At 66.1% G+C, this 25,871-nt stretch carries 25 protein-coding genes, 2 tRNA genes and 3 other RNA genes; 15 read left to right on the forward strand and 15 right to left on the reverse strand.

Features of this window, described 5'->3' with window-relative positions; translation table 11 throughout:
• Nucleotides 1-24 precede the first annotated feature (24 nt).
• Both purD and yccS read left to right on the forward strand, forming a co-directional pair.
• Nucleotides 25-1,320, forward strand: coding sequence for a phosphoribosylamine--glycine ligase (purD, locus tag ACCQ01_RS19835; RefSeq protein WP_228434263.1), 1,296 nt, complete (start codon nt 25-27; stop codon nt 1,318-1,320).
• Nucleotides 1,321-1,437: 117 nt separating this feature from the next.
• A complete protein-coding gene (gene yccS / locus ACCQ01_RS19840) occupies nt 1,438-3,651 on the forward strand; it encodes a YccS family putative transporter (RefSeq protein WP_228434264.1) in 2,214 nt (737 codons plus the stop codon).
• A 186-nt stretch (nt 3,652-3,837) separates the two neighbouring features.
• On the opposite strand, the gene ACCQ01_RS19845 is transcribed toward yccS, so the two are convergent.
• Both ACCQ01_RS19845 and ACCQ01_RS19850 read right to left on the reverse strand, forming a co-directional pair.
• A non-coding RNA gene (locus tag ACCQ01_RS19845) (sX9 sRNA) lies at nt 3,838-3,912 on the reverse strand.
• Between the two features lie 61 nt (nt 3,913-3,973).
• The gene (locus ACCQ01_RS19850; protein WP_042597284.1) at nt 3,974-5,164 is read right to left on the reverse strand and encodes an MFS transporter; all 1,191 of its coding nucleotides are present in this window, start codon (nt 5,162-5,164) and stop codon (nt 3,974-3,976) included.
• Nucleotides 5,165-5,264: 100 nt separating this feature from the next.
• Here ACCQ01_RS19850 and ACCQ01_RS19855 point away from each other — a divergent pair, with 100 nt between their 5' ends.
• The 5 genes from ACCQ01_RS19855 (at nt 5,265) to ACCQ01_RS19875 (ending at nt 9,557) form a co-directional block, all read left to right on the forward strand.
• A complete protein-coding gene (locus ACCQ01_RS19855) occupies nt 5,265-6,167 on the forward strand; it encodes a LysR family transcriptional regulator (protein WP_228434265.1) in 903 nt (300 codons plus the stop codon).
• 67 nt (nt 6,168-6,234) lie between these two features.
• Complete coding sequence (locus ACCQ01_RS19860) at nt 6,235-8,157, forward strand: MFS transporter (RefSeq protein WP_228434266.1); 1,923 nt, start codon at nt 6,235-6,237, stop codon at nt 8,155-8,157.
• A 334-nt stretch (nt 8,158-8,491) separates the two neighbouring features.
• Complete coding sequence (locus tag ACCQ01_RS19865; RefSeq protein WP_014509198.1) at nt 8,492-8,836, forward strand: CD225/dispanin family protein; 345 nt, start codon at nt 8,492-8,494, stop codon at nt 8,834-8,836.
• The gene (locus ACCQ01_RS19870) at nt 8,836-9,246 is read left to right on the forward strand and encodes a DUF2752 domain-containing protein (RefSeq protein WP_014509199.1); all 411 of its coding nucleotides are present in this window, start codon (nt 8,836-8,838) and stop codon (nt 9,244-9,246) included. The genes ACCQ01_RS19865 and ACCQ01_RS19870 overlap by 1 nt, the downstream gene beginning before the upstream one ends.
• A 17-nt stretch (nt 9,247-9,263) precedes the next feature.
• A complete protein-coding gene (locus ACCQ01_RS19875; RefSeq protein WP_228434267.1) occupies nt 9,264-9,557 on the forward strand; it encodes a hypothetical protein in 294 nt (97 codons plus the stop codon).
• A 4-nt stretch (nt 9,558-9,561) separates the two neighbouring features.
• Here the strand turns inward: ACCQ01_RS19875 and ACCQ01_RS19880 are convergent.
• A non-coding RNA gene (locus tag ACCQ01_RS19880) (sX9 sRNA) lies at nt 9,562-9,604 on the reverse strand.
• A gap of 81 nt (nt 9,605-9,685) precedes the next feature.
• Between ACCQ01_RS19880 and ACCQ01_RS19885 the strand changes: the two genes are divergently transcribed.
• A non-coding RNA gene (locus ACCQ01_RS19885) (sX9 sRNA) lies at nt 9,686-9,760 on the forward strand.
• A 58-nt stretch (nt 9,761-9,818) separates the two neighbouring features.
• Here ACCQ01_RS19885 and ACCQ01_RS19890 read toward each other — a convergent pair.
• From ACCQ01_RS19890 to ACCQ01_RS19910, 5 genes are all read right to left on the reverse strand, one after another.
• Nucleotides 9,819-10,712: a hypothetical protein gene (locus ACCQ01_RS19890; RefSeq protein ID WP_228433113.1), complete on the reverse strand. Its 894-nt coding sequence runs from the start codon at nt 10,710-10,712 to the stop codon at nt 9,819-9,821.
• A 136-nt stretch (nt 10,713-10,848) separates the two neighbouring features.
• On the reverse strand, nt 10,849-11,748 hold the full coding sequence (gene nudC / locus ACCQ01_RS19895; protein ID WP_228418663.1) for an NAD(+) diphosphatase: 900 nt from the start codon (nt 11,746-11,748) through the stop codon (nt 10,849-10,851).
• A 76-nt stretch (nt 11,749-11,824) separates the two neighbouring features.
• Nucleotides 11,825-12,211: an iron-sulfur cluster insertion protein ErpA gene (gene erpA / locus ACCQ01_RS19900; protein ID WP_011035737.1), complete on the reverse strand. Its 387-nt coding sequence runs from the start codon at nt 12,209-12,211 to the stop codon at nt 11,825-11,827.
• Nucleotides 12,212-12,290: 79 nt separating this feature from the next.
• Nucleotides 12,291-12,743, reverse strand: a complete 453-nt coding sequence (locus tag ACCQ01_RS19905; RefSeq protein ID WP_011035736.1) for a bactofilin family protein — start codon at nt 12,741-12,743, stop codon at nt 12,291-12,293.
• Nucleotides 12,744-12,746: 3 nt separating this feature from the next.
• Complete coding sequence (locus ACCQ01_RS19910) at nt 12,747-13,484, reverse strand: DUF6776 family protein (protein ID WP_228433112.1); 738 nt, start codon at nt 13,482-13,484, stop codon at nt 12,747-12,749.
• Nucleotides 13,485-13,611: 127 nt separating this feature from the next.
• On the opposite strand from ACCQ01_RS19910, the gene ACCQ01_RS19915 reads away from it, so the two are divergent.
• The 3 genes from ACCQ01_RS19915 to ACCQ01_RS19925 are packed head-to-tail and all read left to right on the forward strand — an operon-like array spanning nt 13,612 to nt 18,533.
• Nucleotides 13,612-14,238, forward strand: a complete 627-nt coding sequence (locus ACCQ01_RS19915) for a DUF4126 domain-containing protein (RefSeq protein WP_011035734.1) — start codon at nt 13,612-13,614, stop codon at nt 14,236-14,238.
• Nucleotides 14,239-14,276: 38 nt separating this feature from the next.
• Entirely contained in the window at nt 14,277-16,229 is a 1,953-nt protein-coding gene (locus ACCQ01_RS19920) for an EAL domain-containing protein (protein WP_014509205.1), read from the forward strand.
• Between the two features lie 39 nt (nt 16,230-16,268).
• On the forward strand, nt 16,269-18,533 hold the full coding sequence (locus ACCQ01_RS19925; RefSeq protein ID WP_228433121.1) for an ATP-binding protein: 2,265 nt from the start codon (nt 16,269-16,271) through the stop codon (nt 18,531-18,533).
• Between the two features lie 309 nt (nt 18,534-18,842).
• On the opposite strand, the gene bfr is transcribed toward ACCQ01_RS19925, so the two are convergent.
• From bfr to ACCQ01_RS19940, 3 genes are all read right to left on the reverse strand, one after another.
• Nucleotides 18,843-19,313, reverse strand: coding sequence for a bacterioferritin (gene bfr / locus ACCQ01_RS19930; RefSeq protein ID WP_011035731.1), 471 nt, complete (start codon nt 19,311-19,313; stop codon nt 18,843-18,845).
• A 222-nt stretch (nt 19,314-19,535) separates the two neighbouring features.
• A complete protein-coding gene (locus tag ACCQ01_RS19935; protein ID WP_228433111.1) occupies nt 19,536-19,745 on the reverse strand; it encodes a (2Fe-2S)-binding protein in 210 nt (69 codons plus the stop codon).
• Nucleotides 19,746-19,825: 80 nt separating this feature from the next.
• The gene (locus tag ACCQ01_RS19940) at nt 19,826-20,443 is read right to left on the reverse strand and encodes an RNA pyrophosphohydrolase (protein ID WP_070689517.1); all 618 of its coding nucleotides are present in this window, start codon (nt 20,441-20,443) and stop codon (nt 19,826-19,828) included.
• A gap of 117 nt (nt 20,444-20,560) precedes the next feature.
• On the opposite strand from ACCQ01_RS19940, the gene ACCQ01_RS19945 reads away from it, so the two are divergent.
• A tRNA-Met gene (locus ACCQ01_RS19945) sits at nt 20,561-20,637 on the forward strand.
• A 54-nt stretch (nt 20,638-20,691) separates the two neighbouring features.
• A tRNA-Gln gene (locus ACCQ01_RS19950) sits at nt 20,692-20,766 on the forward strand.
• Between the two features lie 814 nt (nt 20,767-21,580).
• On the opposite strand, the gene rpsI is transcribed toward ACCQ01_RS19950, so the two are convergent.
• Together rpsI and rplM are read right to left on the reverse strand one after the other, a co-directional pair.
• The gene (gene rpsI / locus ACCQ01_RS19955; RefSeq protein ID WP_011035728.1) at nt 21,581-21,973 is read right to left on the reverse strand and encodes a 30S ribosomal protein S9; all 393 of its coding nucleotides are present in this window, start codon (nt 21,971-21,973) and stop codon (nt 21,581-21,583) included.
• A gap of 2 nt (nt 21,974-21,975) precedes the next feature.
• Nucleotides 21,976-22,404, reverse strand: coding sequence for a 50S ribosomal protein L13 (gene rplM, locus ACCQ01_RS19960; protein WP_003483082.1), 429 nt, complete (start codon nt 22,402-22,404; stop codon nt 21,976-21,978).
• Nucleotides 22,405-22,587: 183 nt separating this feature from the next.
• On the opposite strand from rplM, the gene coq7 reads away from it, so the two are divergent.
• The gene (gene coq7 / locus ACCQ01_RS19965; RefSeq protein ID WP_228433110.1) at nt 22,588-23,241 is read left to right on the forward strand and encodes a 2-polyprenyl-3-methyl-6-methoxy-1,4-benzoquinone monooxygenase; all 654 of its coding nucleotides are present in this window, start codon (nt 22,588-22,590) and stop codon (nt 23,239-23,241) included.
• Nucleotides 23,242-23,640: 399 nt separating this feature from the next.
• Here the strand turns inward: coq7 and ACCQ01_RS19970 are convergent, their stop codons facing one another.
• Both ACCQ01_RS19970 and speD read right to left on the reverse strand, forming a co-directional pair.
• The gene (locus ACCQ01_RS19970) at nt 23,641-23,955 is read right to left on the reverse strand and encodes a DMT family transporter (RefSeq protein WP_011035726.1); all 315 of its coding nucleotides are present in this window, start codon (nt 23,953-23,955) and stop codon (nt 23,641-23,643) included.
• 163 nt (nt 23,956-24,118) lie between these two features.
• Nucleotides 24,119-24,913, reverse strand: coding sequence for an adenosylmethionine decarboxylase (gene speD, locus ACCQ01_RS19975; protein WP_042597304.1), 795 nt, complete (start codon nt 24,911-24,913; stop codon nt 24,119-24,121).
• A 137-nt stretch (nt 24,914-25,050) separates the two neighbouring features.
• On the opposite strand from speD, the gene crp reads away from it, so the two are divergent.
• The gene (gene crp / locus ACCQ01_RS19980; protein WP_011035725.1) at nt 25,051-25,743 is read left to right on the forward strand and encodes a cAMP-activated global transcriptional regulator CRP; all 693 of its coding nucleotides are present in this window, start codon (nt 25,051-25,053) and stop codon (nt 25,741-25,743) included.
• The last annotated feature ends 128 nt before the right edge of the window (nt 25,744-25,871 follow it).

The following is a 25,871-nucleotide window of genomic DNA, read 5'->3' on the forward strand; positions in this document are numbered from 1 at the left end:
CCTCCGTACTAGCGAGCAGCCCTCTTGAAAATCCTCGTCATCGGCTCCGGCGGCCGTGAACATGCCCTGGCCTGGAAGATCGCGCAGTCCGCGCGCGTGAGCGAGGTGCTGGTCGCACCGGGCAATGCCGGCACCGCCACCGAAGCCAAGTGCCGCAACGTGGCGATCAAGGTCGATGACCTGGATGGCCTGCTGGCGCTGGCACAGCGCGAGGCCGTTGCGCTCACCGTGGTCGGCCCGGAAGTGCCGCTGGTGCTGGGCGTGGTCGACCGCTTCCATGCCGCTGGCCTGCGCATCTTCGGGCCCACCGCCAAGGCCGCGCAGCTGGAAGGTAGCAAGGCGTTCGCCAAGGACTTCCTGGCCCGCCACGGCATTCCCACCGCCTATTACGCGGTCCACACCGAGGTGGACGCCGCGCTGGCCTACGTGCGCGAGAAGGGCGCACCGATCGTGATCAAGGCCGATGGCCTGGCCGCCGGCAAGGGCGTGATCGTGGCGATGACGCTGAGCGAGGCCGAAGACGCGGTGCGCGACATGCTCTCGGGCAATGCGTTCGGCGATGCCGGCGCACGCGTGGTGATCGAGGAATTTCTGGACGGCGAAGAAGCCAGCTTCATCTCGATGGTCGACGGCACACACGCCTTGCCGATGGCCACCAGCCAGGACCACAAGCGCGTGGGCGATGGCGACACCGGCCCGAACACCGGCGGCATGGGCGCGTATTCGCCGGCGCCGGTGGTCACGCCCGAGGTGCATGCGCGGGTGATGCGCGAGGTGGTCGAGCCGACCGTGCAGGGGATGATTGCCGACGGCGTGCCGTTCACCGGCTTCCTGTACGCCGGGCTGATGATCGATGCGCACGGCGCGCCCAAGGTGATCGAATTCAACGTGCGCTTCGGCGACCCGGAAACCCAGCCGGTGATGCTGCGCCTGCAATCGGATCTGGTGGATCTGGTGGAAGCGGCCATCGACGGCACCCTCGACACCGCGCAGGCGCAGTGGGACCCGCGCCCATCGCTGGGCGTGGTCATCGCCGCAAAGCCCTATCCGGAAACCCCGGTCACCGGCGAGGTCATCACCGGCCTGGACGCGGTGCCGGCCAGCGCCAAGGTCTTCCACGCCGGCACGGCGCTCAATGCCGCAGGCGAGGTGGTCAGTGCCGGTGGCCGCGTGCTGTGCGTGGCCGCGCTGGGCGACAGCGTGCTGGACGCGCAACGCACCGCCTATGCCGGCCTGCAGCCGATCCACTGGCCCAACGCCTTCCAGCGCAGCGACATCGGCTGGCGCGCGATCGCCCGCGAGCGCGACGCGCAGGCCTGATGCATGGCGTGCAGCGGCGCCGGCCACGCCGCCTACTGACAAAGAATTAGCCGCCCTCCACACCGGCGGCGCGTGCCTGCGGCAATAATGCCCGGGCACGCTTGCCCTTCAGAGACCGTGGCCACCACTTCGTTCGAATCCCGCCTCAGCCGCCTGTGGGCCCATGAAAAGGCCAGCTATGGCCTGCGTGTGTTCATCGCGCTGGCGGTGGCCATGGGCGTGTGCTGGCACTGGCAGCAGCTCACCGCGGTGCCGGCGCTGTTCCTGGGCGCGATCGCCAGCGCCATCGCCGAGACCGACGACAACTGGCTGGGCCGCAGCAAATCGGTGCTGCTCTCGCTGCTGTGCTTCGCTGCGGCTGCGGCCGCGGTGGTGGTGCTGTTCCCGTATCCGCTGGCGTTCGTCACCGGCATGGCCGTGGCCACCTTCTCGCTTACCCTGCTGGGCGCGCTGGGCGAGCGCTATGCCTCGATCGCGCAGGCCACGGTGGCCTTGTCGATCTACGCCATGATCGGCATGGATCAGCACGGCAGCCACGATCCGCGCATCGCCTGGCATGGCGCAGCGCTGCTACTGGCCGGCGCCACCTGGTACGGCGTGCTGTCGATCCTGTGGACCATCCTGTTCGCCAATCGCCCGGTACGCGAGCGGCTGTCGCGGCTGTTCTTCGAACTTGGCCGCTATCTCACGCTCAAGGCCGACCTGTTCGAACCGGTGCGGCAAAGCGACCTGCATGCACGCCGGCTGGCGCTGGCCGAACAGAACGCCAAGGTGGTGGGCGCGCTCAATGCGGCCAAGACCGCGATCATGAGCCGCTTCGGCCGCTCCGGCCGGCCGGGCGTGCAGTCCGGGCTGTATTTCCGGCTGTACTACATGGCGCAGGAATTCCACGAACGCGCCAGCTCCTCGCACTACCCGTACGAAGCCCTGACCGACGCGTTCTTCCACAGCGATGTGCTGTACCGCTGCCAGCGCCTGCTCGCGCTACAGGGCAAGGCCTGCGCCGCGCTGGGCGAGGCGATCCGGCTGCGCCAGCCGTTCGATTACGGCGATCACAGCCGGCTGGCCACCGACGATCTGCGCCAGTCGCTGGACTACCTGCACGCCCGCGCCGATCCCGCGCTCACCCGCCTGCTCGGCGCGCTGGAATTGCTGGTCACCAACCTGCAGACCATCGAGCGGCGGCTGTCCGAAGCGGCGCAATCCGATTCCACCAGCGACAACCTCGACACCCGCCTGCGCGATTCCTCGCCGCACACCGTGCGCGAGATGGCCGCTCGCCTCGGCCAGCAACTCACGCCCGGCTCGGTGCTGTTCCGCCACGGCCTGCGTATGGCCATTGCGCTGGTGGTGGGCTACGCGGTGATGCAATCGATCCATGCCGACAACGGGTACTGGATCCTGCTCACCACCGCGTTTGTGTGCCGGCCCAACTACGGCGCCACGCGGCTGCGACTGGTACAGCGCATTGCCGGCACCTTGATCGGCCTGATCGCCACCTGGGCGTTGATGCAGTTGTTCCCCGGCACCGAGGTGCAGTTGCTGCTCGCACTGGCTGCGGCGCTGATCTTCTTCATCACCCGCACCGACCGCTACATGCTGGCGACCGCCGGCATCACGGTGATGGCGTTGTTCTGCTTCAACCTGCTCGGCGATGGCTTCGTGCTGATCTGGCCGCGCCTGATCGACACCGTGATCGGCTGCGCCATTGCCGCCGCCGCCTCGTTCCTGATCCTGCCAGACTGGCAAGGCCGCCGCCTCAACCAAGTGATGGCCACCGTGCTGGCCAGCTGCGCGCGCTATCTGGCGCAGGTGCTGGAGCAGTACGCCAGCGGCATGCGCGATGATCTGCCGTACCGCATTGCCCGGCGCGACATGCACAACGCCGATGCCGCGTTGTCGGTGGCGCTGTCGAACATGCTGCGCGAACCTGGCCGCTACCGCCGCAACCTGGACGCGGGCTTCCGTTTTCTGGCGTTGTCCAACACGCTGCTGGGGTATCTGTCGGCACTGGGCGCGCACCGCGCCGCACTCGATGGCGAACACGACGCCGGCATTGCCCAGGCCGGCGATTACCTGCAGCGCACACTCGGCGAGATCGCCAACGCACTCAGCCTGCGCCAGGTGCTACCTGTGCACGATGAAACCGAAGAACTGGCCATGGCCGATGCACTCGAGCAGCACGCCGTGCAACTTCCACCCAAACAGCGGTTGGTGCGTGACCAACTGGCGCTGACCCTGCGCCTGCTGCCCAAGCTCCGCGCCGCAGCGGTGGCGGTCACCGCCGCCCCGGTCGAGGCCACCGCGCCCAAGGCGCTGCAGGGCGCTTAAGCTTCAGGCAGTGCGCGATCGGCACACCGCCGTCTCTGCCATGTCGTCAGCACCTGCAGGTGGCCCCACACGAGAGGCCTGCGTCGAACAATCACCCGCATTTCAGCGGTGCCCCTCGCGCGCACCGCTGCCATTGCAGACCACACGCATCTGCAACACTCACCCATCTGCTGCTGCACTTAGAGCGGCTAACAAAACTTAGCGAGCAGCTGTCAGGTGGGTGCGGACGGCGCGGAGGAACCGGAGTGTACGGGGGTACATGCCGATTCCGAGCACCGGCCGCGCCCGCCTCGCGGCTGCGCAGTCGTTTTGATCGCTGCGCTTACTTCCAGCTACCACGCGCCACACTGAGTGCCACCCAGCCCAGCGCCGCCAACGCCAGTACGGCGCCGCCGATCACCACGCCATTCCAGCCAGCCTGCGCATACGCCGCAGTGCCCAAGGTGGAGCCCACCGCGCCACCGATGAAATAGCAGGTGATATACGCCGAGGTGATGCGGTTGCGTGCATGCGGATTGCGCTGATAGATCACGCTCTGGTTGGCGATGTGCACGCCCTGCACCGCGATATCCAGCAACAGCACGCCGATGATCAGCAGCACGATCGAGTGCGGTGCGAAGGCCAGCAGCCCCCACGACAGCAGCAGCATCACCAGCCCGCCCCAGCTGACGCGATCGCCGTGCCCATGGTCGGACCAGTGCCCGGAGCGATTGGCCGCCAGCGCGCCAGCAGCACCGATCAGGCCAAACAAGCCGATCACCGCAGTGCCGTAGCCATAGCCCGGCCCGGACAGCAGGAACGCCAGCGTGGTCCAGAACATGCTGAAGCCGGCAAACAGCAGCCCACCCAGCACCGAGCGCGAACGCAGCACCGCATCGTCGCGCAGCAACGTCAGCACCGAGCCCACCAACTGCGGATACGACAGCTGCGCATTGCCTGGATGGCGCGGCAGCCCGCGCCACAACAGGCCGGCGGTGAGCAGCAGCAGAGCCGCGGCAATCCAGTACACGGTGTGCCAGCCACCAACATCTGCAAGCAACCCGGCGGCGGTGCGGGCCAGCAGGATGCCCAGCAACAGCCCGCTCATCACCGTGCCGATCACCCGCCCGCGCTCCTGCGGGGCGGCCAGGGTGGCCGCGAACGGCACCAGGATCTGCGCCGCCACCGAGCTGGCACCGGTGACGATCGTGCCGGCCAGCAACATGCCGAAGCTGTGCGAGGCCGCGCTCACCAGCAGGCCCAACGCACTGAGTACAAACAGGCCCACGATCAACCCGCGCCGCTCCAGCCGGTCGCCCAGCGGCACCAGCAGCAACAGGCCTGCCGCGTAGGCCAGCTGCGCGGCGGTCACCACCGCCCCGGCGGTGCGCACCTGGATCTGGAACGCCTGCGCCAGGGTTTCCAGCAGCGGTTGCGCGTAGTAATTGCTGGCCACGGCCAGGCCGGTGGCCGCGGCCATCAGCAGTACCAGCCGGCGCGGCAGCGGTGGGTGGGAAATCGGTTCCGACGTCATGGCAGCGACCTGGTGTGAAGTGGATGGGCGCAGTGTGGTCGGCACAGGTCCATCTTTCCAATGTATTGTTTTCACCGTCTCCATCTTGTTTCGAGATCGTATGTTGACCCTGCGCCAGCTGGAGTTCGCCGTGGCGGTGGCCGACGAAGGCGGCTTCACTGCGGCCGCGCGCCGCTGCAACACCGTGCAATCCGCGCTCAGCCACCAGGTCGCCAAGATCGAGGAGCTGCTGGGCGCGCGCCTGTTCGAACGCGGCACCCGCCAGGTGCGGCCCACCGCCGCCGGCGAGGTGTTTCTGCACAACGCGCGGCAGACGCTGCGCGCGGCCGAGCGCCTGCATGAAGAAATGGCCCAGGCGCTGGGCACCGTGCGCGGCCGGCTCACGCTGGGGCAGATCTCCTCGCTCACCACGGTGCAGGTGCCGGCGCTGCTGCACCGCTTCCGCAGCGCACATGCGCACGTGGATGTGCACCTGCGCACGGCCATGAGCGACGCCCTGCTGCACGACCTGCGCGAAGGCCGGCTGGACCTGGCCCTGGTCGGCGTCGGCCCGCAGGTGGCGGTGCCGGAGCAGCGCCTGCTACTGCACGAAGAGGCACTGGCGCTGATCGTCGCGCCCGGCCACCGCTTCGCCAGCCGCAAGCGCGTGGCATTGGCCGAGCTGGACGACGAGCCGATGGCCGGGCTGATTCCCGGCGCCGGCGTGCGCGGCATCATCGACGCGGCCTTCGACCAGGCCGGCCTGCACCAGCGCCTGCAATACGAAGTCACCCATGCCGATCTGGTGCGCGAGCTGGTCGCCGCCGGGCTGGGCGTGGGCATCGTGCCGCAGAGCATGGCCGGCGCCATGCGTGGCGTGGTGGCGCTGGCGCTGAAGGAACACTTCCGCTTCCTCACCTATGCGGTCTGGCGGCCGGACCCGACCCCGGCCACGCGCGCCTTCATCACCCTGCTGCGCGCGCCGGTGGAGCAGCAGCGCCCGGCGCGACGCAAGGTGCGCTGAGCCGCAGCGGGCGCTCCCAGCCCGGCGCTGAAGCCTGCTAGGCTGCGCGCGTCGCGAAGGAGTCCGCATGTCCGGTCACAGTCAGTTCGCCCTGCTCAGGCAGCGCCGCTTTTTGCCGTTTTTCACCGTGCAGGCGCTGGGCGCCTTCAACGACAACGTCTACCGGCAAGCCATCATCGGGCTGCTGTTCTACCTGGGCATCGACGCGGCGCAACGCACGCTCTACACGAATCTGGCGCCGGCGCTGTTCATCCTGCCCTATTTCCTGTTCTCCGCCCTGGCCGGGCAGATCGCCGAGAAGCTGGAAAAGCAGAAACTCATCGTGATCACCACCACCATGGAGATCGCGATCATGTCGCTGGCCGCGGTGGGCTTCATCACCGAGAACATGGTGATCCTGCTGATCGCGCTGTTCTGCACCGGCCTGCAATCCACGCTGTTCGGGCCGGTGAAGTATTCGATCCTGCCCTCGGTGCTGAAGCCCGAGGAACTCACCGGCGGCAATGGCCTGGTCGAGATGGGCACCTCGATCTCGATCCTGTGCGGCATGATCTCCGGCGGGCTGATCTTCCAGATCGCCGGCAGCCACGGCCCGGTGGCTGCGGCCACCGCAGTCATTGCCATTGCCGTCACCGGCAACCTGGTCGCGCGGCTGGTGCCCAAGGTCGATGCCGGCGCGCCGGAGTTGAAAATCAACTGGAACCCCATCCCCGAATCGCGCGCGATCATGCGCCTGACCCGGCGCACGCCGGCGGTGCGCAACGCGGTACTCGGGGTGTCGTGGTTCTGGTTCATCGGCACCGTACTCACCGCGCAGCTGCCCACCTATGCGCAGCTCAATCTCGGCGGCCAGCAGGACCTGTACGTGTTCGCGTTGGCGCTGTTTTCGATCGGCACCGGCGTGGGCTCGCTGCTGTGCGAGCGGCTGTCCGGGCGCACCGTGGAAATCGGCCTGGTGCCGCTGGGCGCGTTCGGCATCAGCGCGTTCCTGCTGGATCTGTATTTCGCCCGTCCGGGTGCGGCGCTGGCAAACGACCTGTCGATCGGCCAGTTCGTGCAGCAGGCCGGCAGCGTGCGGCTGATCGTGGACCTGGTCGGCATCGGCCTGTTCACCGGCCTGTTCGTGGTGCCGCTGTTCGCGCTGATCCAGAGCCGCACGCCCAAGGCCGAGCTGTCGCGCGTGATCGCCGGGCTCAACATCCAGAATTCGTTGTTCATCGTCGCCGCGGCCATCATCGGCATCGCCCTGCAGCTGCCGCAGCTGGTGCTGTTCGGGGTGCGCATTCCGCTGCCGGGGTTGAGCATTCCGCAGGTGTTCCTGGCGCTGGCAATCGCCAATACGCTGGTGGCGCTGTGGATCTTCACCCTGGTGCCCGAATTCCTGATGCGCTTCCTCAGCTGGGTGCTGGTGAGCGTGCTGTACCGGCTACGTGCGCACGAGATCGATCGCCACGTGCCCGACGAAGGTGCCGCACTGCTGGTGTGCAACCACGTCAGCTACATGGACGCGCTGATCCTCTCGGCGGTGATTCCGCGCCCGGTGCGCTTTGTCATGTACTACAAGATCTTCCGCATCCCGGTGATGCGCTGGATCTTCCGCACCGCCAAGGCCATCCCGATCGCCGGCGCGCGCGAAGACCCGGCACTCATGCAACAGGCTTTCGACCGCATCGATGCGGCGCTGGCCGATGGCGAGCTGGTGTGCATCTTTCCCGAAGGCGCGTTGACCAAGGACGGCGAGATCGCGCCGTTCAAATCGGGTGTGGAAAAGATTCTCGAGCGGCGCCAGGTGCCGGTGATCCCGATGGCGCTGCGCGGCATGTGGTCGAGCATGTGGAGCCGGCGCGACACCCGCCTGGGCCGCATGCGCGTGCCGCGGCGGATGCGGGCGCAGATCGAAGTGGTGGCCGGCCCGGCGATTGCCGGCGATCAGGCCAGCGCCGCGTTGCTCGAACAGCAGGTGCGTGCGCTACGCCAGGAGCACGCCTGACGGCCAGGGCGCGTGCGTGCCCGGTACTGGCGGGCGCTGGCTTTGCGTCCGCCGCGCCCGGCGAGTAGCCTGTGCGCCATCGCACGTTTCGCGCCGCTGCCCGCGGCGCGCAGACAGCAGGTCGCAGCAAGGGGGAAGTGCCGTGTGTCCACATGTCATGCCGCAGGCGCAGGTCCTGGCCGGCGGTCGCTGCCTGTGCCAGTCACGGAAGGCGCGCATGGTGCCCACGCTCGCGCTCGCTTGACTGCGGCCAGGGACGTCGCTTCGGTGCCGGCCCATTGATCACCGTGTCTTGTTTCACCGCTGGATTCATCACCACCCAAGGAGCTTCACCATGAGTGCCGTCCCACCGCCGATCCACACCCCGTCCACCGCCGCGCCCGGCCCGGTTCCCAATCACCTGATCTGGGCCATCGTGTCCACCGTGATCGGCTTCTGCCTGTGCTGCCCGGCGCTGATCTCCGGCATCGTGGCGATCGTGTTCGCCAGCAAGGTCAACAACCTGCTCAACCAGGGCGACATCGACGGCGCGCGTCGTGCCTCCAACACCGCCAAAACCTGGTGCATCGTGACCTCCGTGCTGGCCGGTATCGGCCTGCTGATCAACATCGGCATGGTTGCCACCGGTGGCATGCAGGGCTACATGGACTACATGCAGCAGTTGCAGCACATGCAGTAATGGAGCTGCGTCCACGCCACTGGCTTGGACTGGGGGCGGCCACCAGCGTGGCCGCCGTCGGCGTGTCGCTGCTGTATCGCTTCGACCCGAACGCGAGCAACAGCCCGTTCCCGCCCTGCATGTTCCGCGCCGTCACCGGGTGCTACTGCCCCGGTTGCGGCATGACCCGCGCGTTGTATGCGCTGGTGCATTTCGATCTACCCGGCGCCTTCGCCATGAACCCCGCCGCCGTGCTCGGCCTGTTCACCCTGCCCGGCCTGATCGCCTGGAAAGCCGGCTGGCGCGCCCGCTGGTTCGCCCCGGTAGTGGCAGTGATGTCGGAACCGAAATTCTGGTTGTGGGCGCTGCCCACGTATTGGGTCGCCCGGAATCTACCGTGGTACCCGTTTACGCTGCTGGCACCGGGTTAGGACGGAAAGCACACGCAGTGACGCTTGAAGAAGAAGCGGACCGCGCTAGCGTGCATCTCGCAGGAAAGATTGTTCAAACGGTCTGGCGCCACCGATCCAGCGAACTCGTTATCCAGTTACCGATGCAAGCCGGATCTTCGCTGATGTCAAAGAAGATGCGCTTGAGCTTTCGATTACTGGTTGCAGCAACGACTAACAGATCGCCTCCGATCGGATCGTTGCTCCAACAACTCTGCAAATTGAACGCGATGTTCGAATCGCATGCAGGCCTCGACAGAGAACAGCTGCGTGATCGGTTGATGCTTTATTAAGAGCGGCTAACAAAACGTAGCGAGCAGTCGTCAGGTGGGTGCGCAATCGTTTTGATAGCTGCTCTAAGAGCAGCTATCAAAACTACTGCGCAGCCGTCAGGCGGGCGCGGCCGGTGCTCGGAATCGGCATGTACCCACGTACATTCCGGTTCCTCCGCGCCGTCCGCACCCACCTGACGACTGCTCGCTACGTTTTGTTAGCCGCTCTAAGTCGCTACGCGCGGATTCTGCAGTGCTCACAAGTAGCAATGCACGCACCGCTTAGCGCACCCAACCGGCAATCACCAACAGCGCCAGCATCACCATCCACAGCAGCAACACGCGCCACACCAGGCTCATTGCATCGCGCACTTCGGGCAGGCGGCGCCATACCGGCACCAGGCCCGAATCGGTGTAGTCGTGCGCTTCCTCGCGCAGCTCAGCACTGACGCTGGCACGCGCCACCGCACCGAGAAAATGCGGCTCCAGCGACCAGCGATTGCCATGCGCTTCGCGCCAGGTGCGGAACACCGTGTCGAAGTTACCCACCAGCGCCATCGACACCGTCATCAACTGCGCCACCGGCCATTCCAGCGCGGCCAGCAACCAGCGCGCGCCGGTCAGGTTGCGGGGCGGCAGCAAGACCGACACCGGGCTTTCCACTGCCAGCGCAGTGAGCCGGTACAGCACCGCGCCGAACGGCCCCAGCAGCAGGAACCACCACAACACCGCAAACCAGCGGCGCAGGCCGTTTACCACCACCGCTTCCACCAGCGACGGCGCATCTTCGTGCACGCTGCCGCCGGCCGCCTGCAGGTGCGAAATGGCCTCGCGCCGCAGCGCCGGCTCATCGGCGTCGATCACCGCTTCCACATCGCGGTCCAGATCGCGCGGGCCCCAGGTCCAGGCCAAGACCGTCACACCGAACAGCAAGGCCAGAAATCCGTGCCACACATCGTCCAGCAGCCATTGCAGCAGGAGCACCACCGCCAGGGCCGGCAGCAAGGCCAGCAGCACGCCATAGCGGCCCTGCCACGCACCGCGCCCGGCGGCGTAGCTGTCCAGCCGGCGCAGCCACTGCGCGAACCACTCGAAACGGCGCAGCCGCACCACCTGGGCAGGCAGCACATGCCCCAGCGCGAGCGCAACGATGACGGCAACCAGGGTGGTGAACATGGGCGGGCCTCCTCAGCCGAGTCTAGCCGAGCGGGCGCAACCGGCGTGCGTATGCCGCGCGCCGGCGCTGCACACGTAGCGCCGCGGTGCGTAGAAATCGCTGGCGTTCACCAACTCGCAGGCGTGGCGGGTGCGCTCAGCCATGCGTGCGGTACCAGTGCTCGATCAACGCACGCGCAATGGAAATAGCCGGCGGCAGGCCAATACCGATGTCGCCCGATTCGCCGGCCAATGCAGCGCCGATCTCCGCATGCGAAACCCAGCGCGCGTCTTCCAGCTCGCCAGTGACCTGCGGCACTTCGGTGGCTGCGGCCGTTGCCGCAAAGCCGAGCATCAAGGCACCGGGAAACGGCCACGGTTGCGCGCCCAGATACTGGCAGCCCTGGACCTGCACCCGGGTTTCTTCGAACACTTCGCGCGCCACGGTCTGCTCCAGCGATTCGCCCGGCTCCACGAAGCCGGCAATCACCGAATAGCGCCGCGGCGCCCAGCTGGCTTGCCGCCCGAGCAACAGGCGCTGCCCGTCACTGACCGCCACGATGATCGCCGGGTCCACACGGGGGTAGTGTTCGGTCTGGCATTGCGTGCAATGCGCAATGAAGCCGGCACGGCGGAACGCGATCGCCCCACCGCACACCCCGCAAAAGCGGGTGCGCGATTGCCAGTGCAGCATCGCCCGCCCATAGGAAAACGCAGTGGACAGTTCGGCCGGCCAGTCGGCGGCGGCCTGGCGCAGGTCCACGCGATGCGGCAGCTCCGTGGTCACCTGCTCGGCCGCCAGGGCGAACCAGCCCACTCCATCGCGCAGGCCCAGGAAGATCGCCGCGCCCGGCGCATCGGCCAGGGCGGCGCCGTCGCTGAGCAACGGCTGGCCCTGGGCATCGGCGGCGGCCGTGCCCTTGGCATCGATCAACAGCACGCGGCCTGTGGGCCATAGACGCGCAATTGCGTCGGGATCGTCACGCAACACGTCGCCACGATCGAGCGGCGCATGCGTGAAGGCAAAAGCAGACAACGAAAAAAGAGGCTCTGACATCGGCGCAAGCCTGCCGACAATCGGCAACGCCCGCAACCATCGCACCGGCCCAACCCCGGCTAGCGCCGGGGTGCGTTCAGACGCTGAAGCTGCTGCCGCAGCCGCAGGTGGTCTTGGCGTTGGGATTGCGAATCACGAACTGCGCACCGGTCAGGCTTTCGGTGTAGTCCACCTCGGCACCCATCAGGTACTGCAGGCTCAACGGATCCACCAGCAGGGTGACGCCGTCGGTGGCCACGGCCAGGTCGTCCTCGGCGCGGTTCTCGTCGAACTCGAAACCGTACTGGAAGCCGGAACACCCGCCGCCCTGGATATACACACGCAACGCCAACTCGGCGTTGCCCTCCTCCTGGATCAGCTCGCGCACCTTGGCGGCAGCGGCATTGGAGAAGTTCAGCGGCCGGTCGATGGACTGGTAGTCCGGCGCCGGGGCGGCAGTGGGAAGCGAAACGAGCGTACTCATGGCGTCAGCATGGGGGCCAGGAGCCCCCACTTCAAGCCGGGGCGCCCTGATCCGGCGCCCGGGGCTGCTGGCGCTGCGCTCAGGCGTCGGCCGCTTCGGCCTGCAGGGCCTTGACCGGCTCGGCGGCGCGGCTGGGTTCCGGGGCCGGCAAGGCAGCAGTGGCACCGGCGGCAGCGGCGTGGATCAGCCGCCCGGTCAGCTGCGCACCGGCGCTCATTTCCACCACCTGGTAGTGCACATTGCCCTGCACGCGCGCATTGGCGGCCAGCTCGACCCGCTCGGCGGCATGCACGTCGCCGGTCAGCTGGCCGTTGATGATCACCACCGGTGCGCGCACTTCGCCTTCGATGCAGCCCTGCTCGGCCACGGTCAGGATGGCACTGGCGCCGTCCTCGGCAATCACCTTGCCCAGGATGCGGCCTTCCACATACAGGCCACCGCTGAAGGTCAGGTCGCCGCGGATGACCACCTGCGGTCCGATCAAGGTATCGACCACGGTCTGCGCGCCACGGTTGGACTTGTTTCCGAACATGAGCTACTCCCCCGCGCCGTTGCCGGCGACTTTCCAATCGAATGTCTGATTGACCGGCGCCCCATCGCCGCTCAGGGAGATTTTGACACGTTGCGGGGTGAAATCCTTCGGCAGGATCACGCTGCCGTCCAATTGCTGGAAATAGCGGAACGAATACGGCTGGCCGACCGCATCAGGCTTCTGGTGCAGCTCGTTCCAGCTCACCGTAACCAATTTGCCGGCGCGCACGCCTTCCACCGCAAAGCGCAGCTGTCCCTGGCTGATCGCGCCGCGGTTGAGGTTCTGGGTGAGCACCACGCTGTAATTCCAGGTGCCGCCGGCTTCGGCGGTGAACTGCACCGAGTGTGCATTGAGCCCCTTGCGCTGCGCGGTGGAGCCCACCAGCCGCTCGTAGAAGGCTACGTCGGCGCGCAGCGCGGCGATCTGTTCATCGCGCTCGGCCAGCGAGGCCTGCACCTCGGTATTGGCAGCGCGACTGATCTTGTCGGACATCGCCAGATTCACCTGCCGCTGCTGCAGTTGCTCGATCTGGCGGCGCTGCTCGGCCTGCACGCGCTGGGCCTGCTGCAGGCCGGCTTCGGCCTCGACCAGGCGCGGCGCGGCGGTGCGGCTGGCCATCCACCAGACCCCACCCAGCGAGGCCAGCCACACGATCACCAGCACCGCCCACAGCCAGGGCCGGCCGGAGCTGGGGCTGCCGGCATCGCGTGGAACGATTTGAACGCGCGCGGTAGGTCTCATGGGCGTGGGCTCCGGACGGGCCGGTCTGTGATCGGCGGCGTAGTGTGCCAGAGCATCGCCGGCCCTCACGCTGGCGCCCGGCCGGCCGTTATCCGATAGTTCCGCATCCTTTGCGTGGAGCAACGCCATGAGCGAGGCCCATCTGTTCGTCATCGGCATCCTGCTGGCCTGGCTGGCGGGCATCCGCGTCTATCTCACCGTGTTCGGGGTCGGGTTGGCCGGCCTGCTCGGCTGGATCGAACTGCCACCGGCCCTGGTGCCCGCGCAATCGTGGTGGGTGCTCGGCACTTCCGGCGCCCTGGCGGTGGCGGAGTTCTTCGCCGACAAGATCCCCGGCGTGGATTCGGGCTGGGATCTGCTGCAGACCCTGGCGCGGGTGCCGGCCGGCGCCTTCCTGGCCGCGGCCACGCTATCGCCAGACGGCGATCTGGCCACCGGCGCCCTGGCGGCCGGCGCGGGCGTAGCACTGACCAGCCACACCCTCAAGGCCGGCACGCGGGCCTTGCTCAACACCTCGCCCGAGCCGGCCAGCAACTGGATCGCCTCGCTGGCCGAAGACACCCTCACCGCCGCCGCGCTCGCCCTGGCAGTGGCGCACCCCTGGCTGGCGTTAAGTGTGGCGGTGGGCAGCAGCCTGCTGGCCGCGCTGGTGGTGGTCTGGGTGTGGCGCCTGTTGTGGCGTGGCGTGCACCGATTGGTGGCGCCACTGCGCGCCGCCTCGACATCGGCTGTACGCCGCTCCCCGCTATCGTGAAGTTCATCGCATAATCATCGCGACTGCAGGGAGTATCGATGGCCGCCCGAGATCCGGTTCCTTCCACCCGTGACGACACCGCGACACGTAACCGCGCGCTGCGCGCTGAAACCCCGCCGGCCGACTATTGGCGCCGCTGGGCCGACGATGCCGCGTCCGCCGACAACGCCGAGCCGGTGAGCGCCACGATCATTCCCGCACCCGCGCTTGCCGCAGTGCCCAACGTCACGCCACCGGTCCAGCAAGCCGCTGCCGGCCTGCCGCGCAGCGCAGCCTCCAGCGCACCTGCGCCGGCCGCTGCCGCGCAGCCAGCTGGCGGCAATGGTGCCGACAATGTCGCCGCCGACGCGCCCTACCGCGTGCTGATCGTCGAGGACGACCGCTCGCAGGCCTTGTTCGCCCAGAGCGTGCTGCACGGCGCCGGCATGCATGCGCAGGTCGAAATGACCGCTGCCAGCGTGCCGCAGGCGATCCAGGACTATCACCCGGACCTGATCCTGATGGATCTGCACATGCCCGAGCTCGATGGCATCCGGTTGACCACGTTGATCCGCCAGCAACCCGGCCAGCAGCTGTTGCCGATCGTCTTCCTCACCGGCGACCCGGATCCGGAGCGCCAGTTCGAAGTGCTCGACAGCGGCGCGGACGATTTCCTGACCAAGCCGATCCGCCCCCGTCACCTGATCGCTGCGGTGTCCAACCGCATCCGGCGCGCGCGCCAGCAGGCGCTGCAGCAGGCAGGCGAACAGGTCAGCGTGCGCAGCAATCCGGAAACCGGGCTACCCACGCGCGGCCACGTCATGGAACTGCTCGCCGATGCACTGGCACGCAAGCAGAGCGGCGGCCTGTTCTTCATCGAAATCGCCAGCGCGCTCGGTTTGCGCGAGCGTTATGGCTACGCCGCCTACGAGCGCCTGATGACCCAGGCCGGCCATCGCCTGGCCAGCGTCGCGCAGCCGTATCCGCTGGCGCGCCTCAACGACAACAGCTTCCTGCTGCTGGGCGTGGAGATGGACGAAGCCGGCCTGGAAGCCTACGCACTGGAGATCCGCCAACGCCTGTCCGCACATGCCTTCCCGGTGCGCGAGGAAGAATCCGTGCATGTGCGCTGCGCTATCGGGGCCGCGCCGCTGGGCCTGGGCTTCGACGATACCGGCAGCGCGCTGGAAGCGGTCGAGCGCACCGCACTGCAGGCACGCCTGCGCAGCGACGGCGTGCAGACCTATCTGGCGCCCAGCCAGGCCGAGCAACAGGAACAACTGCGTCTGGTCGAAGGCCAGCTCGAACTGGCCTACCAGCCGATCGTGGCGGTGGCCGGTGGCGATACCGCGCAATACCAGGTGCTGCTGCGGCTGCGCCAGGCCGATGGCACCTTGCTGTCGGCCGGTCAGGTCATCCCTGCCGCCGAAGCGGCCGGGCGTATCGCCGATCTCGACCAGCAGGTCATGGATCACGCGCTCGGCCTGCTGCATCTGTACCAGCACGCCAGCCCGCCGCTGCGGCTGTTCGTCTCGCAATCGCCGCGCACGCTGGCGCGCGACGCCTTCGCCGACTGGTTGCTCAAGGCCATCACCGAGCGTGGCGTGGCCGGGCAGTCGCTGATCGTGGACCTGCGCCTGGACGATGCGCTGATCCACGCCGTCACCGTGCAGCAGTTCTGTGCCCGCCTGATGCCGGCCGGCGTGCAGTTCTGCCTGAGCCAGTTCGAACCCGGCGATGAAGCCAACGCACTGCTCAGCCAGTTGCCGCTGAGCTTCGTGCGCATGGCCAACCGCTTCGCCGATGCACACGGCAACGCGGCCGTGCGCGACGAGTTGCGCGGGGTGATCGACATCGCGCACCAGCGCGGCCTGCTGATCATCGGCCAGCGCATCGAGGATCCGCAGGCTGCCGCCGCCATGTGGATGAGCGGCGTGGACTTCATCCAGGGCAACCTGGTGCAGACGGTCGGCAAGGAGCTGGACTTCGACTTCACGAACGCGGTGCTCTGAGTGGCAGCGCGGGCAGGAGGCCTTCGCGGCTGGAGCACGCTGGTCACCCTGGCCGCACTGGTTGCAGCATCCGCTGCGGCGTTGCAGTGGCTTGGCGTCGCAGGGCCATGGCGGATCGTCACCACCGCTGCCAGCGTGCTCGCGCTGGTTTGCGGCATCTGTACCGCTGTTGCTGCTTATCGCGCCAGCCGCACGCTGGGCGCACTCACCCGCCAGCTCGACGACACCAACACCGCGCAGGCGCGCATGCAGCAGGAGTTGCAGCGCCACGGCGAACTGGAACAGGAACTGCTGCGCGCCAAGCAGGCCGCCGAAGCCGCCTCGCTGGCCAAGGGCGAATTTCTGGCCACCATGAGCCATGAGATCCGCACCCCGCTCAACGGCATCATCCCGATGCTGGAGCTGATCTCGCGTGGCCAGCTCAGCCTGGACCAACGCGACATGCTGCAGACCGCCACCGGCAGCTCGCTGCAGCTGCTGCGCATCGTCGACGACATCCTCGATTACTCCAAGCTCGAAGCGAACAAGCTCGAACTGGAAATCACCACCTTCAACCTGCGCGAACTGCTCGACGGTGTCGCCCAGCTCATGCAGCGCACCGCCGAAGGCAAGCAACTGCGCCTGGGCCTGGACATCGAACCGTCGGTGCGCCTGCTGGTGCGCGGCGACCCGATCCGGCTACGCCAGGTGCTGGGCAACCTGATCGGCAACGCCATCAAGTTCACCGAACGCGGCAGCGTGGACATCCAGCTGCGGCGCCTGGGCGAAACCCGCGCCCAGCACCTGCTGCGCTTCCAGGTCCGCGACACCGGCATCGGCATCGCAGCGGACCAGCAGGCGCGCCTGTTTCGCTCCTTCGCCCAGGCCGACGCCTCCACCACCCGCCTGTATGGCGGCACCGGGCTGGGCCTGGCCATCTGCAAACGCATCATCGACCTGATGGGCGGCCGCATCGGCGTGGAATCGGAGCCCGGTCGCGGCGCCACGTTCTGGTTCGAAATCCCGCTGCTCAAGGTCATCGGCGACCTGCAACAGACCACCGGCGCCGACGCCGCACGCGTGATGGTGATCAGTTCCGACGCGCGCCTGTCGCAGCGGCTCAAGCGCCTGCTCGATAGCTGGGGCATCTCGCACGTGCTGATGGAAACCACCCAGGAGGCGCTGGAGCGCGTGCGCCGCCACACCGACGACGAAGGCTTCCGCTGCGTCATCGCCGACCACGAGACGCTGCGCTACAGCGCGCGCGCCGTGCATCGCGCCCTGGCACGGCCGGAAGACCTCAGCGGCTCAAGGCTGATCTGGCTCTACGGCGACGAGCCGGTACCCGACGAACTGCAGGCCAATGCCACCCTGGTGCCGCGCCAGAGCCCGGACGAAACCCTGCGCGCGCTGGTGCTGCCACCCGAGCCCAAGCCATCTGTGGCGCCCACGCTGGCGTCCGCGATGATCCCCGAGCCACTGCCGCCGCCAGTGGCGCATGCGCGCGACGTGCGTATCCTGTTGGTCGAAGACAACCCGGTCAACCTGCTGGTCGCGCAAAAACTGCTGGGCGTGCTCGGCTTCGAGGCCGACACCGCCACCGATGGCGAAGCCGCGCTGAGCAGCATGGAATCCACCCGCTACGACATGGTTTTCATGGATTGCCAGATGCCGGTGCTGGACGGCTATGCCGCCACCCGCCGCTGGCGCGCCATGGAAACCGAAAGCGGTGGCCGCCCGATCCCGATCGTGGCGATGACCGCCAACGCCATGGCCGGCGACCGCGAACGCTGCCTGGCCGCGGGCATGGACGACTATCTCTCCAAGCCGGTCGCCCGCGAACAGCTCGATGCCTGCCTGCAGCGCTGGCTGCCGCGCCAGGCCCTGGTGCCGGGCCCAAGCACCGGAGCCCCCAGCGCGGATGCCGAGAGCGCTGCCAGCGCCGCACAGGCGCGCGCGCTGCCGATCCTGGAAAGCGGCGTCATCGACGAGTTGTACGAAGTGGCAGGCGCGGACACCATCCGCATCCTGCAGCTGTTCCTGGAAGACGCCCCCGGCATCATCGAACGGCTGGAAGCGGCCGCCAGCAATCGCGACAGCATGCAGCTGCGCGATCTGGCCCACACCCTGAAGTCCTCCAGCGCCAACGTCGGTGCCCAGGCGCTGGCCAACGCCGCCCGCCGCATCGAATTGGCCGCACGCACCGGCACCATCGAACGCCCGTCGGTCATGGTCGCCCTGGTCATCGCCGAATACGCCCGCGCCCGCCTGGCGCTGCTAGGCCAGGTCACCCGTTTGCAAGCCGCCAGTCGCGCTGCGGGCTGATTGGCGGGTTAGCCGTGTGGCTAAGTGGCGCAGCTCTCTCTCAAGATCGCAGCGTCGTCGTTCTTCAATCGAGCGTCGTGGTTCTCAACGAGCGCCAACCGCGTCTTCGCCTTCGCCAGTCCTGGGCACGCGCGATCGAACGCGCAAGTCAGCCACAGGTTGATAACGATGCGCCCGCGCAGCGGCCATCATCGCGCCCAAGGTGCCGACATTGAGAAGTCGCAACAGCAGGCAGGCGCGGGCAGACGCCACGCGCGCACAAGCGCCTCACCGCAGCAGCCGCAGGACCTGCGGCCGCCCTCAGCTAGCTCAGTCGTCCAGCTTGGTCAGCAGATAATTCGGTTCGCCGATACGCGCCACCAGATCCAGCTGGGTCTCCAGCCAATCGATGTGCTCTTCTTCGGACTCGAGGATGTCCACAAACAGCTGGCGGCTCACGTAGTCCTTGACGGTCTCCGCATAGGCCACCGCTTCGCGCAGCACCACGACCGCCTCACGCTCAAGCGCCAGATCGCAGCGGAACATCTCGGTCGGGTTCTCGCCGATGCGCAGCTTGCCCAGCGCCTGAAAATTGGGAAGCCCCTCAAGGAACAAGATGCGGTCCGACAGCTTGTCGGCATGCTTCATCTCGTCGATGGATTCCTTGTACTCATGCTCGGCCAGTTCTTTCAGGCCCCAGTTCTTCAGCATCTTGGCGTGCAGAAAATACTGGTTGATCGCAGTGAGTTCGTTGTAGAGCACCTTGTTGAGGTACTCGATGACTTTGGTATCGCCCTTCATGCGATGTCTCCGAGACAGTGAGCCGGCCGCACTCTAACGCGTTGCCGCGGCGCATGAAGGAACGCGAATCGTGATCAGTTGCGGAACGCGCCGTTGACGCGTCAGTCTCTGGGACTGCTGTGGTGCAGCCGCCAATGGCATCACCAAGTGCGATGGCCGCAGAGGATTAGGCGCCGCTTGCCTCCAAGCGTGGCACCTCAGCACCTACGCCAACAACCAGACTCAGGCAGCGCTGGCGAATCCCAACATCGGCAAGGGCAATGCGCGGCTGGAATGTGCCTGGCTCAGCAAATCGCCCGCCATTTCCAGGCAGGAGCCGCAGTTGGAGCCACAGCCGGTGCGCATGGTCAACTCGGCAAGGCTGGCGCAGCCGTTCTCGGCCGCTTCGCGGATCTGGTGGTCGGTGACCCCATTACAGATGCAGACGTACACGGTATCGGTTGGGTGCTGGCGGTCCGGAGGAGACCGGGTCTGATTGCACCGCAAACGAGAATAGGTGTCAATTCCAAACGTTAATCATTATTAATCCGCACGGGCAGAGCCCCGCCGCGCTTACGTGGGCGCTTGCGTGGCCGGTCGTGGCCGGCTGCGCTGCTGCCCGGCAACCAGGCTTCCAGCGCACGCTGCGGCATCACGCCCACCGCCGCAGACCCGGCCACGGTCTGGGCGAGCGGCGCGAGATGACGCAATGCACGTGCATACACACCGCGCTTGAACATCACCACATGCTCCACCGGATACCAGAAATCTACCCAGCGCCAGTGATCGAACTCCGGGCTGTCGGTGTGGTCGAGCTTGAGGTGCGATTCCTGCCCGGTGAACTGCAGCAGGAACCAGACCTGCTTCTGGCCGATGCACACCTGGCGCTCGTTGCGACGCACCGCCCGGCTGGGTAGGCGATAGCGTAGCCAACCAGGGGTGGCACCGAGCAATTCCACATGCTCGGGCAACAACCCGGTTTCTTCGCGCAACTCGCGGTACATGGCTTCCACCGGAGTCTCATCGGTATTCATGCCGCCTTGCGGGAACTGCCAGCCATCCCTGCGCACACGTCGTGCCCAGAACACCTGACCATCCTCACGCATCAGCACAATGCCGACGTTTGGCCGGAAACCGTCCGGATCGATCACGATGCGGACTCCTGAAAATCTACTGTCACCGACTCTGCCACGGCGACGCCCGGCTCACAAGCTGAAAACGAAATGCTTGACAACATCTCCGCCCATCGTAAAATTGGCGGTTCCCTAGGCTATGTAGCTCAGCCGGTTAGAGCACAGCACTCATAATGCTGGGGTCGGTGGTTCGAGTCCACCCATAGCCACCAAGGTGTTCAGGCCCTCACAGGCATGCGATACTCTTGGGCCAACACGTTTTATATTGCCCCGTCGCCAAGCGGTAAGGCACCTGACTCTGACTCAGGCATTCGGTGGTTCGAATCCATCCGGGGCAGCCAAACACGAAAGGTCCGATCTAACGATCGGGCCTTTTTTGTTGCCCGCCATCTCGCCGTTGCACGTAAACGATAGCGTGCTGGCCTGGAGCGACACCTGCTCTCAGCGAGATCGCCTCGCGCAGCAGACTTGCGTTGCAAGGGTTTACACGCGCGAAAGCGCGGCCAGAGCAAGCACCTTGTAGGAGCGCGCTCGCGCGCGATGAAGCTTTCCCAGTAACACCCCATCGCGCTCAAGCGCGCTCCTACCGAAGCAAGCGGGCACGGCTGCCACAACACCGGCAACCATAAAACCCGCAGCACGCGGCTAGAGCACCCGGTTCGTGCGCGACGATCGCGCTGCAACGGCTCCACCACGTTACAGCTGCTACTCGCGGAAGTGCGGGCCAAGCAAGCATCTGTAGGAGCGCGCTAGCGCGCGACGAAGCTTTCCAGGTAACGCCCATCGCAAACATCGCGCCCACGTGCGCTCCCACAGCGGCGACCTCGTCAAGATTTCCACAACACCGGCAACCAGAAAGAACCGCTATCCCAGAGCGGCGCTTCGCCACATCCGATTTGTGACTTGCCTGCATCAGTCTCAAAACGGCGCCGATGCCGCTACTCCCAGTCGAACAGAAGGCGAGCCTTACACAGACCCAAATGCGTATGACGGAGGCAAACGCCCGATCGTTCGACCAAACCAGCACCACGCCGCATGACACAACGGCCGCCAATAATCAGACCAAAAAATGACGTGCCCAAAACGACAAAAGCCCCGGCATTGCCGGGGCTCTTGAAGCATCCCGGCGAACCGGGACGCAGCAAACGCGATGGATCAGCGCTTTGAGAACTGGGTCGCGCGACGCGCCTTGTGCAGACCGACCTTCTTACGCTCGACTTCACGGGCGTCACGGGTCATGAAGCCAGCCTTGCGCAGCTCGGACTTCAGGGTTTCGTCGTACTCGACCAGTGCACGGGCGATGCCCAGACGGATCGCACCGGCCTGGCCAGTCGTGCCGCCGCCGGAGGCGGTGACCAGGATGTCGAAGCTCTCGGTGTTCTTGGTGAGTTCCAGCGGCTGACGCACGATCATGCGCGCAGTCTCACGGCCAAAGAACTCGTCCAGCGGACGGTTGTTGACGGTGATGTTGCCGGTACCCTTGCGCAGGAACACGCGAGCGGTGGAGGACTTGCGGCGGCCAGTGCCGTAGTTTTGCGTGATAGCCATGATTAGATATCCAGAACTTGCGGCTGCTGAGCGGCGTGCGGATGCTCGGCACCCGAATAGACCTTGAGCTTGCGGTACATGGTGCGGCCCAGCGGGCCCTTCGGCAGCATGCCCTTGACGGCGATTTCGATCACGCGCTCCGGGTGGCGCTGCAGCGCCTGCTCCAGGCTCTCGGTCTTCAAGTTACCGATGTAGCCGGTGAAGCGGTGATACTTCTTGTCTTTCAGCTTGTTACCCGTGACCACGATCTTCTCGGCGTTGATTACCACGAGGTAATCGCCGGTATCGACGTGAGGGGTGTAAACAGGCTTGTGCTTGCCGCGCAGGCGGCGAGCCAATTCGGTGGACAGACGGCCGAGCGTCTTGCCGGCGGCGTCAACGAGATACCAGTCGCGCTGGACGGTCTCGGACTTGGCGGTGAACGTAGTCATGAGAAAACTCTTGAGTGTGGTCGGGCGGATTGCAGCGGCAATGACCGCTGGAACTTTGCCACGCGTTGTGAAGGCGAAACAGAAGAGGCGGGATTGTACGGGACGCCCCTCCCCGGCGCAAGTCGAGGCCTCACATGGCCGGCAGTGGTTGGCAGCACGTCGACCGGGGGCGAGAATCCCTACATGACCCAGATCCCCCCTTCCCGACTGCACAGCCCGCTCGACCGCCTGCTGGTCGAAGCCCAGCGCGCGCTGGACACGGTGTTCGGCAATCCGCCGGCCGAGCGCCCCAATCCCGCTGGCGACACTCCCGATGCCGCCCTGGCACCCGCGCAACGCCAGCACGCCGCCGGGCTGATGCGGATCAACCACGTCGGAGAGGTCTGCGCGCAAGGCCTGTATTTTGGCCAGGCCGCGGTGGCGCGCGATGACCACACCCGCCAGCACCTCCTCACCGCCGCGCAGGAAGAGACCGACCACCTGGCCTGGTGCGCGGACCGGCTACGCGAGCTGGAGAGCCGCCCCAGCCTGTTCAACCCGCTCTGGTACGCCGGCAGCTATGCGCTCGGCGCTGTCGCCGGGCTGCGTGGCGACGACTGGAGCCTGGGCTTTGTGGTGGAAACCGAACGGCAGGTGGAAGCGCATCTGGACGAACACCTGGAGACCCTGCCGGAGACCGACCAGCGCAGCCGCGCGATCCTGCGCGTGATGAAGATCGACGAAGCACGCCACGCCGATCATGCCGAGCAGGCCGGCGCACGCGTTCTGCCGCCACCGATCCCCAGCGCGATGGCCCTGGCCTCCAAGCTGATGAAGACCATCGCCTACCGCTTCTAGGGGATTGGGGATTGGGGATTGGGGATTGGGGATTGGGGATTGGGGATTGGGGATTGGGGATTGGGGATTGGGATTGGGATTGGCGGCTGGCGGCTGGCGGCTGGCGGCTGGCGGCTGGCGGCTGGCGATCAGAATCTTGCGTGCATTCATCCCCGGAGGTCGCACGGTGGGACGCGCGCCATGCCGTGTCCGCCAACGGCGACTTCGGCATGAGTGTCTGACGACGACTCCGACGCCTGACCCAATCGCGGCGCATGCCTCGGCGCACGCCGCTGCAGCAGAGCCCCCTTTTGTTGGGAAGGCGCGCCAAAGGCGCGGGGATAGGCTGCGACGGAGTGGGGCCCAAGGTTTGCAGAGCAAACCTCGGAAGGCAGGCCTGCGAAGCGGGACTGACTACAACTACGACACCAGCTTCAAACCGATCACGCCGGCCACGATCAAGCCAATGCAGGCCAGCCGCGACCACGAGGCGCTGTCGCCAAACAGCGCGATCCCGGCGATGGTCACGCCCAGCGCGCCGATGCCGGTCCAGATCGCGTAGCCGGTGCCCACCGGAATGGTCTTCAGCGCCTGGGTCAGGAACCACAGACTCACGCCGGCCAGGCCGATCGTCAGCACGCTCGGCCACAGGCGGCTGAAGCCGTCGCTGTATTTGAGTCCCAGGGCAAAGCCGATTTCGAACAGGCCGGCCAACACCAGATAGATCCAGGGCATCACATCACTCCTCACAGAAAAAACGGACAAAAAAAAAGCGACCCGGTGTCTGCACACCGGGCCGCCGTCGGCTATGGAACGCGAGGTCATCGCGTGGCGGGCCGTCCCGCCGTGTCATGTGGTTGCGCAGCTGCAAGCAGCGGCGCAACGGTCGAAGCTGCGCTTATTCGCTCAGATTGCGGCCGTGGAACAGTTCTTCGATCTCGCGCTTGAGCAGTGCTTCGATCTTCATGCGCTCCTTGAACGAGAGGTTCTTCGCACGCTCTTCGAACAGGTACTGATCCAGGTCGAAATCTTTCAGGTGCATCTTCGTGTGGAAGATATTTTCCTGGTAGACGTTGACGTCGAACATCTCGTAGCGCGACTTCACGTTCTTGGCGAGGAAGTGCTGGATCGAGTTGATCTTGTGGTCGATGTAGTGCTTCTTGCCCTTCACATCGCGGGTAAAGCCACGGACGCGGTAGTCCATGATCACGATGTCGGACTCGAGACTCTCGATCAGGTAGTTCAACGCCTTCAGCGGCGAAATCACGCCGCACGTGGCGACATCGATATCGGCGCGGAAGGTGGCGATGCCTTCCTGGGGATGTGTCTCGGGGTATGTATGGACAGTGATATGGCTCTTGTCCATATGCGCAACCACGGCGTCGGAGATGAGCTCCTTGCCGGCCTGCTTCTTGTCGATCACCGGCTCTTCCGAGATCAGGATCGTCACCGACGCACCCTGTGGATCGTAATCCTGACGCGCGATATTGAGGATGTTGGCGCCGATGATTTCAGCCACATCCGTCAGGATCTGGGTCAGGCGGTCCGCATCGTACTGCTCGTCGATGTACTCGATGTAGCGCTGACGCTCCTCTTCGGTACGTGCATAGCAGACGTCGTAGATGTTGAAGCTCAACGCCTTGGTGAGGTTATTGAACCCCTGCAGCCTCAGACGAGGCAACGGCTTGACCACGGCGGTCGGTCCTTTGGGAAGACGGGAAAGGGGGCAATTATGGGCCAAAGCTCTCATCAACGAAATGCCGGCGTTGAGAATGGTTTACCTTGCATGACTCATGCCGTTAAGCTTCGGGAATTACACGCGGAACTACCATGAGCCTAGGGAACACGACGGTTGTGACTACGACGGTACGTAACGCTACCCCCTCACTGACGCTGGACGCGGGCACCATTGAGCGATTCCTGGCGCACAGCCACCGCAGGCGCTATCCGACCCGGACCGATGTGTTCCGGCCGGGAGACCCCGCTGGCACCCTCTACTACGTGATCAGCGGCTCGGTGAGCATCATTGCCGAGGAAGATGACGATCGTGAGTTGGTGCTGGGCTACTTCGGTAGCGGCGAGTTCGTTGGTGAGATGGGGTTGTTCATCGAATCCGATACGCGCGAAGTGATCCTGCGCACCCGCACGCAATGCGAGTTGGCTGAAATCAGCTACGAGCGCCTGCAGCAGCTGTTTCAGACGAGTTTGTCGCCGGATGCGCCGCGAATCCTGTACGCCATTGGCGTTCAGCTTTCAAAACGACTGCTCGATACCACAAGGAAAGCCAGCCGCCTGGCGTTCCTGGATGTGACCGACCGCATCGTGCGCACGCTGCACGATCTGTCGAAGGAGCCGGAGGCGATGAGCCATCCGCAGGGCACGCAGTTGCGCGTCTCGCGGCAGGAACTCGCGCGCCTGGTCGGCTGCTCGCGCGAAATGGCCGGACGCGTCCTGAAGAAGTTGCAGGCCGATGGCCTGTTGCACGCACGCGGCAAGACCGTCGTGTTGTACGGCACGCGCTAAGCGTGTGGTGGCGATCGGTGCGCTGGCGCACCGATCGCTTCGCAATACCGGTGGCGCCGGCGCAAAACCGGCCAAACGCTGCGCCAGAGCGCTGCATATCGCCTTAGCGAGCCCATCCGTAGCGCGAC

Source organism: Xanthomonas sp. NCPPB 4037 (assembly GCF_041475695.2).
Taxonomy (GTDB): Bacteria; Pseudomonadota; Gammaproteobacteria; order Xanthomonadales; family Xanthomonadaceae; genus Xanthomonas; species Xanthomonas campestris.

What these genes read in the sequence shown, in the direction of transcription:
- coq7 (WP_228433110.1), top strand. Translation starts at nt 22,588, where the DNA reads ATGACCCAGATCCCCCCTTCCCGACTGCACAGCCCGCTCGACCGCCTG.
- ACCQ01_RS19915 (WP_011035734.1), top strand. Translation starts at nt 13,612, where the DNA reads ATGAGCGAGGCCCATCTGTTCGTCATCGGCATCCTGCTGGCCTGGCTG.
- ACCQ01_RS19905 (WP_011035736.1), bottom strand. Translation starts at nt 12,743, where the DNA reads ATGTTCGGAAACAAGTCCAACCGTGGCGCGCAGACCGTGGTCGATACC.
- ACCQ01_RS19870 (WP_014509199.1), top strand. Translation starts at nt 8,836, where the DNA reads ATGGAGCTGCGTCCACGCCACTGGCTTGGACTGGGGGCGGCCACCAGC.
- ACCQ01_RS19910 (WP_228433112.1), bottom strand. Translation starts at nt 13,484, where the DNA reads ATGAGACCTACCGCGCGCGTTCAAATCGTTCCACGCGATGCCGGCAGC.
- crp (WP_011035725.1), top strand. Translation starts at nt 25,051, where the DNA reads ATGAGCCTAGGGAACACGACGGTTGTGACTACGACGGTACGTAACGCT.
- ACCQ01_RS19890 (WP_228433113.1), bottom strand. Translation starts at nt 10,712, where the DNA reads ATGTTCACCACCCTGGTTGCCGTCATCGTTGCGCTCGCGCTGGGGCAT.
- ACCQ01_RS19865 (WP_014509198.1), top strand. Translation starts at nt 8,492, where the DNA reads ATGAGTGCCGTCCCACCGCCGATCCACACCCCGTCCACCGCCGCGCCC.
- erpA (WP_011035737.1), bottom strand. Translation starts at nt 12,211, where the DNA reads ATGAGTACGCTCGTTTCGCTTCCCACTGCCGCCCCGGCGCCGGACTAC.
- rplM (WP_003483082.1), bottom strand. Translation starts at nt 22,404, where the DNA reads ATGACTACGTTCACCGCCAAGTCCGAGACCGTCCAGCGCGACTGGTAT.
- rpsI (WP_011035728.1), bottom strand. Translation starts at nt 21,973, where the DNA reads ATGGCTATCACGCAAAACTACGGCACTGGCCGCCGCAAGTCCTCCACC.
- ACCQ01_RS19920 (WP_014509205.1), top strand. Translation starts at nt 14,277, where the DNA reads ATGGCCGCCCGAGATCCGGTTCCTTCCACCCGTGACGACACCGCGACA.
- ACCQ01_RS19970 (WP_011035726.1), bottom strand. Translation starts at nt 23,955, where the DNA reads ATGCCCTGGATCTATCTGGTGTTGGCCGGCCTGTTCGAAATCGGCTTT.
- ACCQ01_RS19850 (WP_042597284.1), bottom strand. Translation starts at nt 5,164, where the DNA reads ATGACGTCGGAACCGATTTCCCACCCACCGCTGCCGCGCCGGCTGGTA.
- ACCQ01_RS19855 (WP_228434265.1), top strand. Translation starts at nt 5,265, where the DNA reads ATGTTGACCCTGCGCCAGCTGGAGTTCGCCGTGGCGGTGGCCGACGAA.
- bfr (WP_011035731.1), bottom strand. Translation starts at nt 19,313, where the DNA reads ATGAAGGGCGATACCAAAGTCATCGAGTACCTCAACAAGGTGCTCTAC.
- ACCQ01_RS19860 (WP_228434266.1), top strand. Translation starts at nt 6,235, where the DNA reads ATGTCCGGTCACAGTCAGTTCGCCCTGCTCAGGCAGCGCCGCTTTTTG.
- nudC (WP_228418663.1), bottom strand. Translation starts at nt 11,748, where the DNA reads ATGTCAGAGCCTCTTTTTTCGTTGTCTGCTTTTGCCTTCACGCATGCG.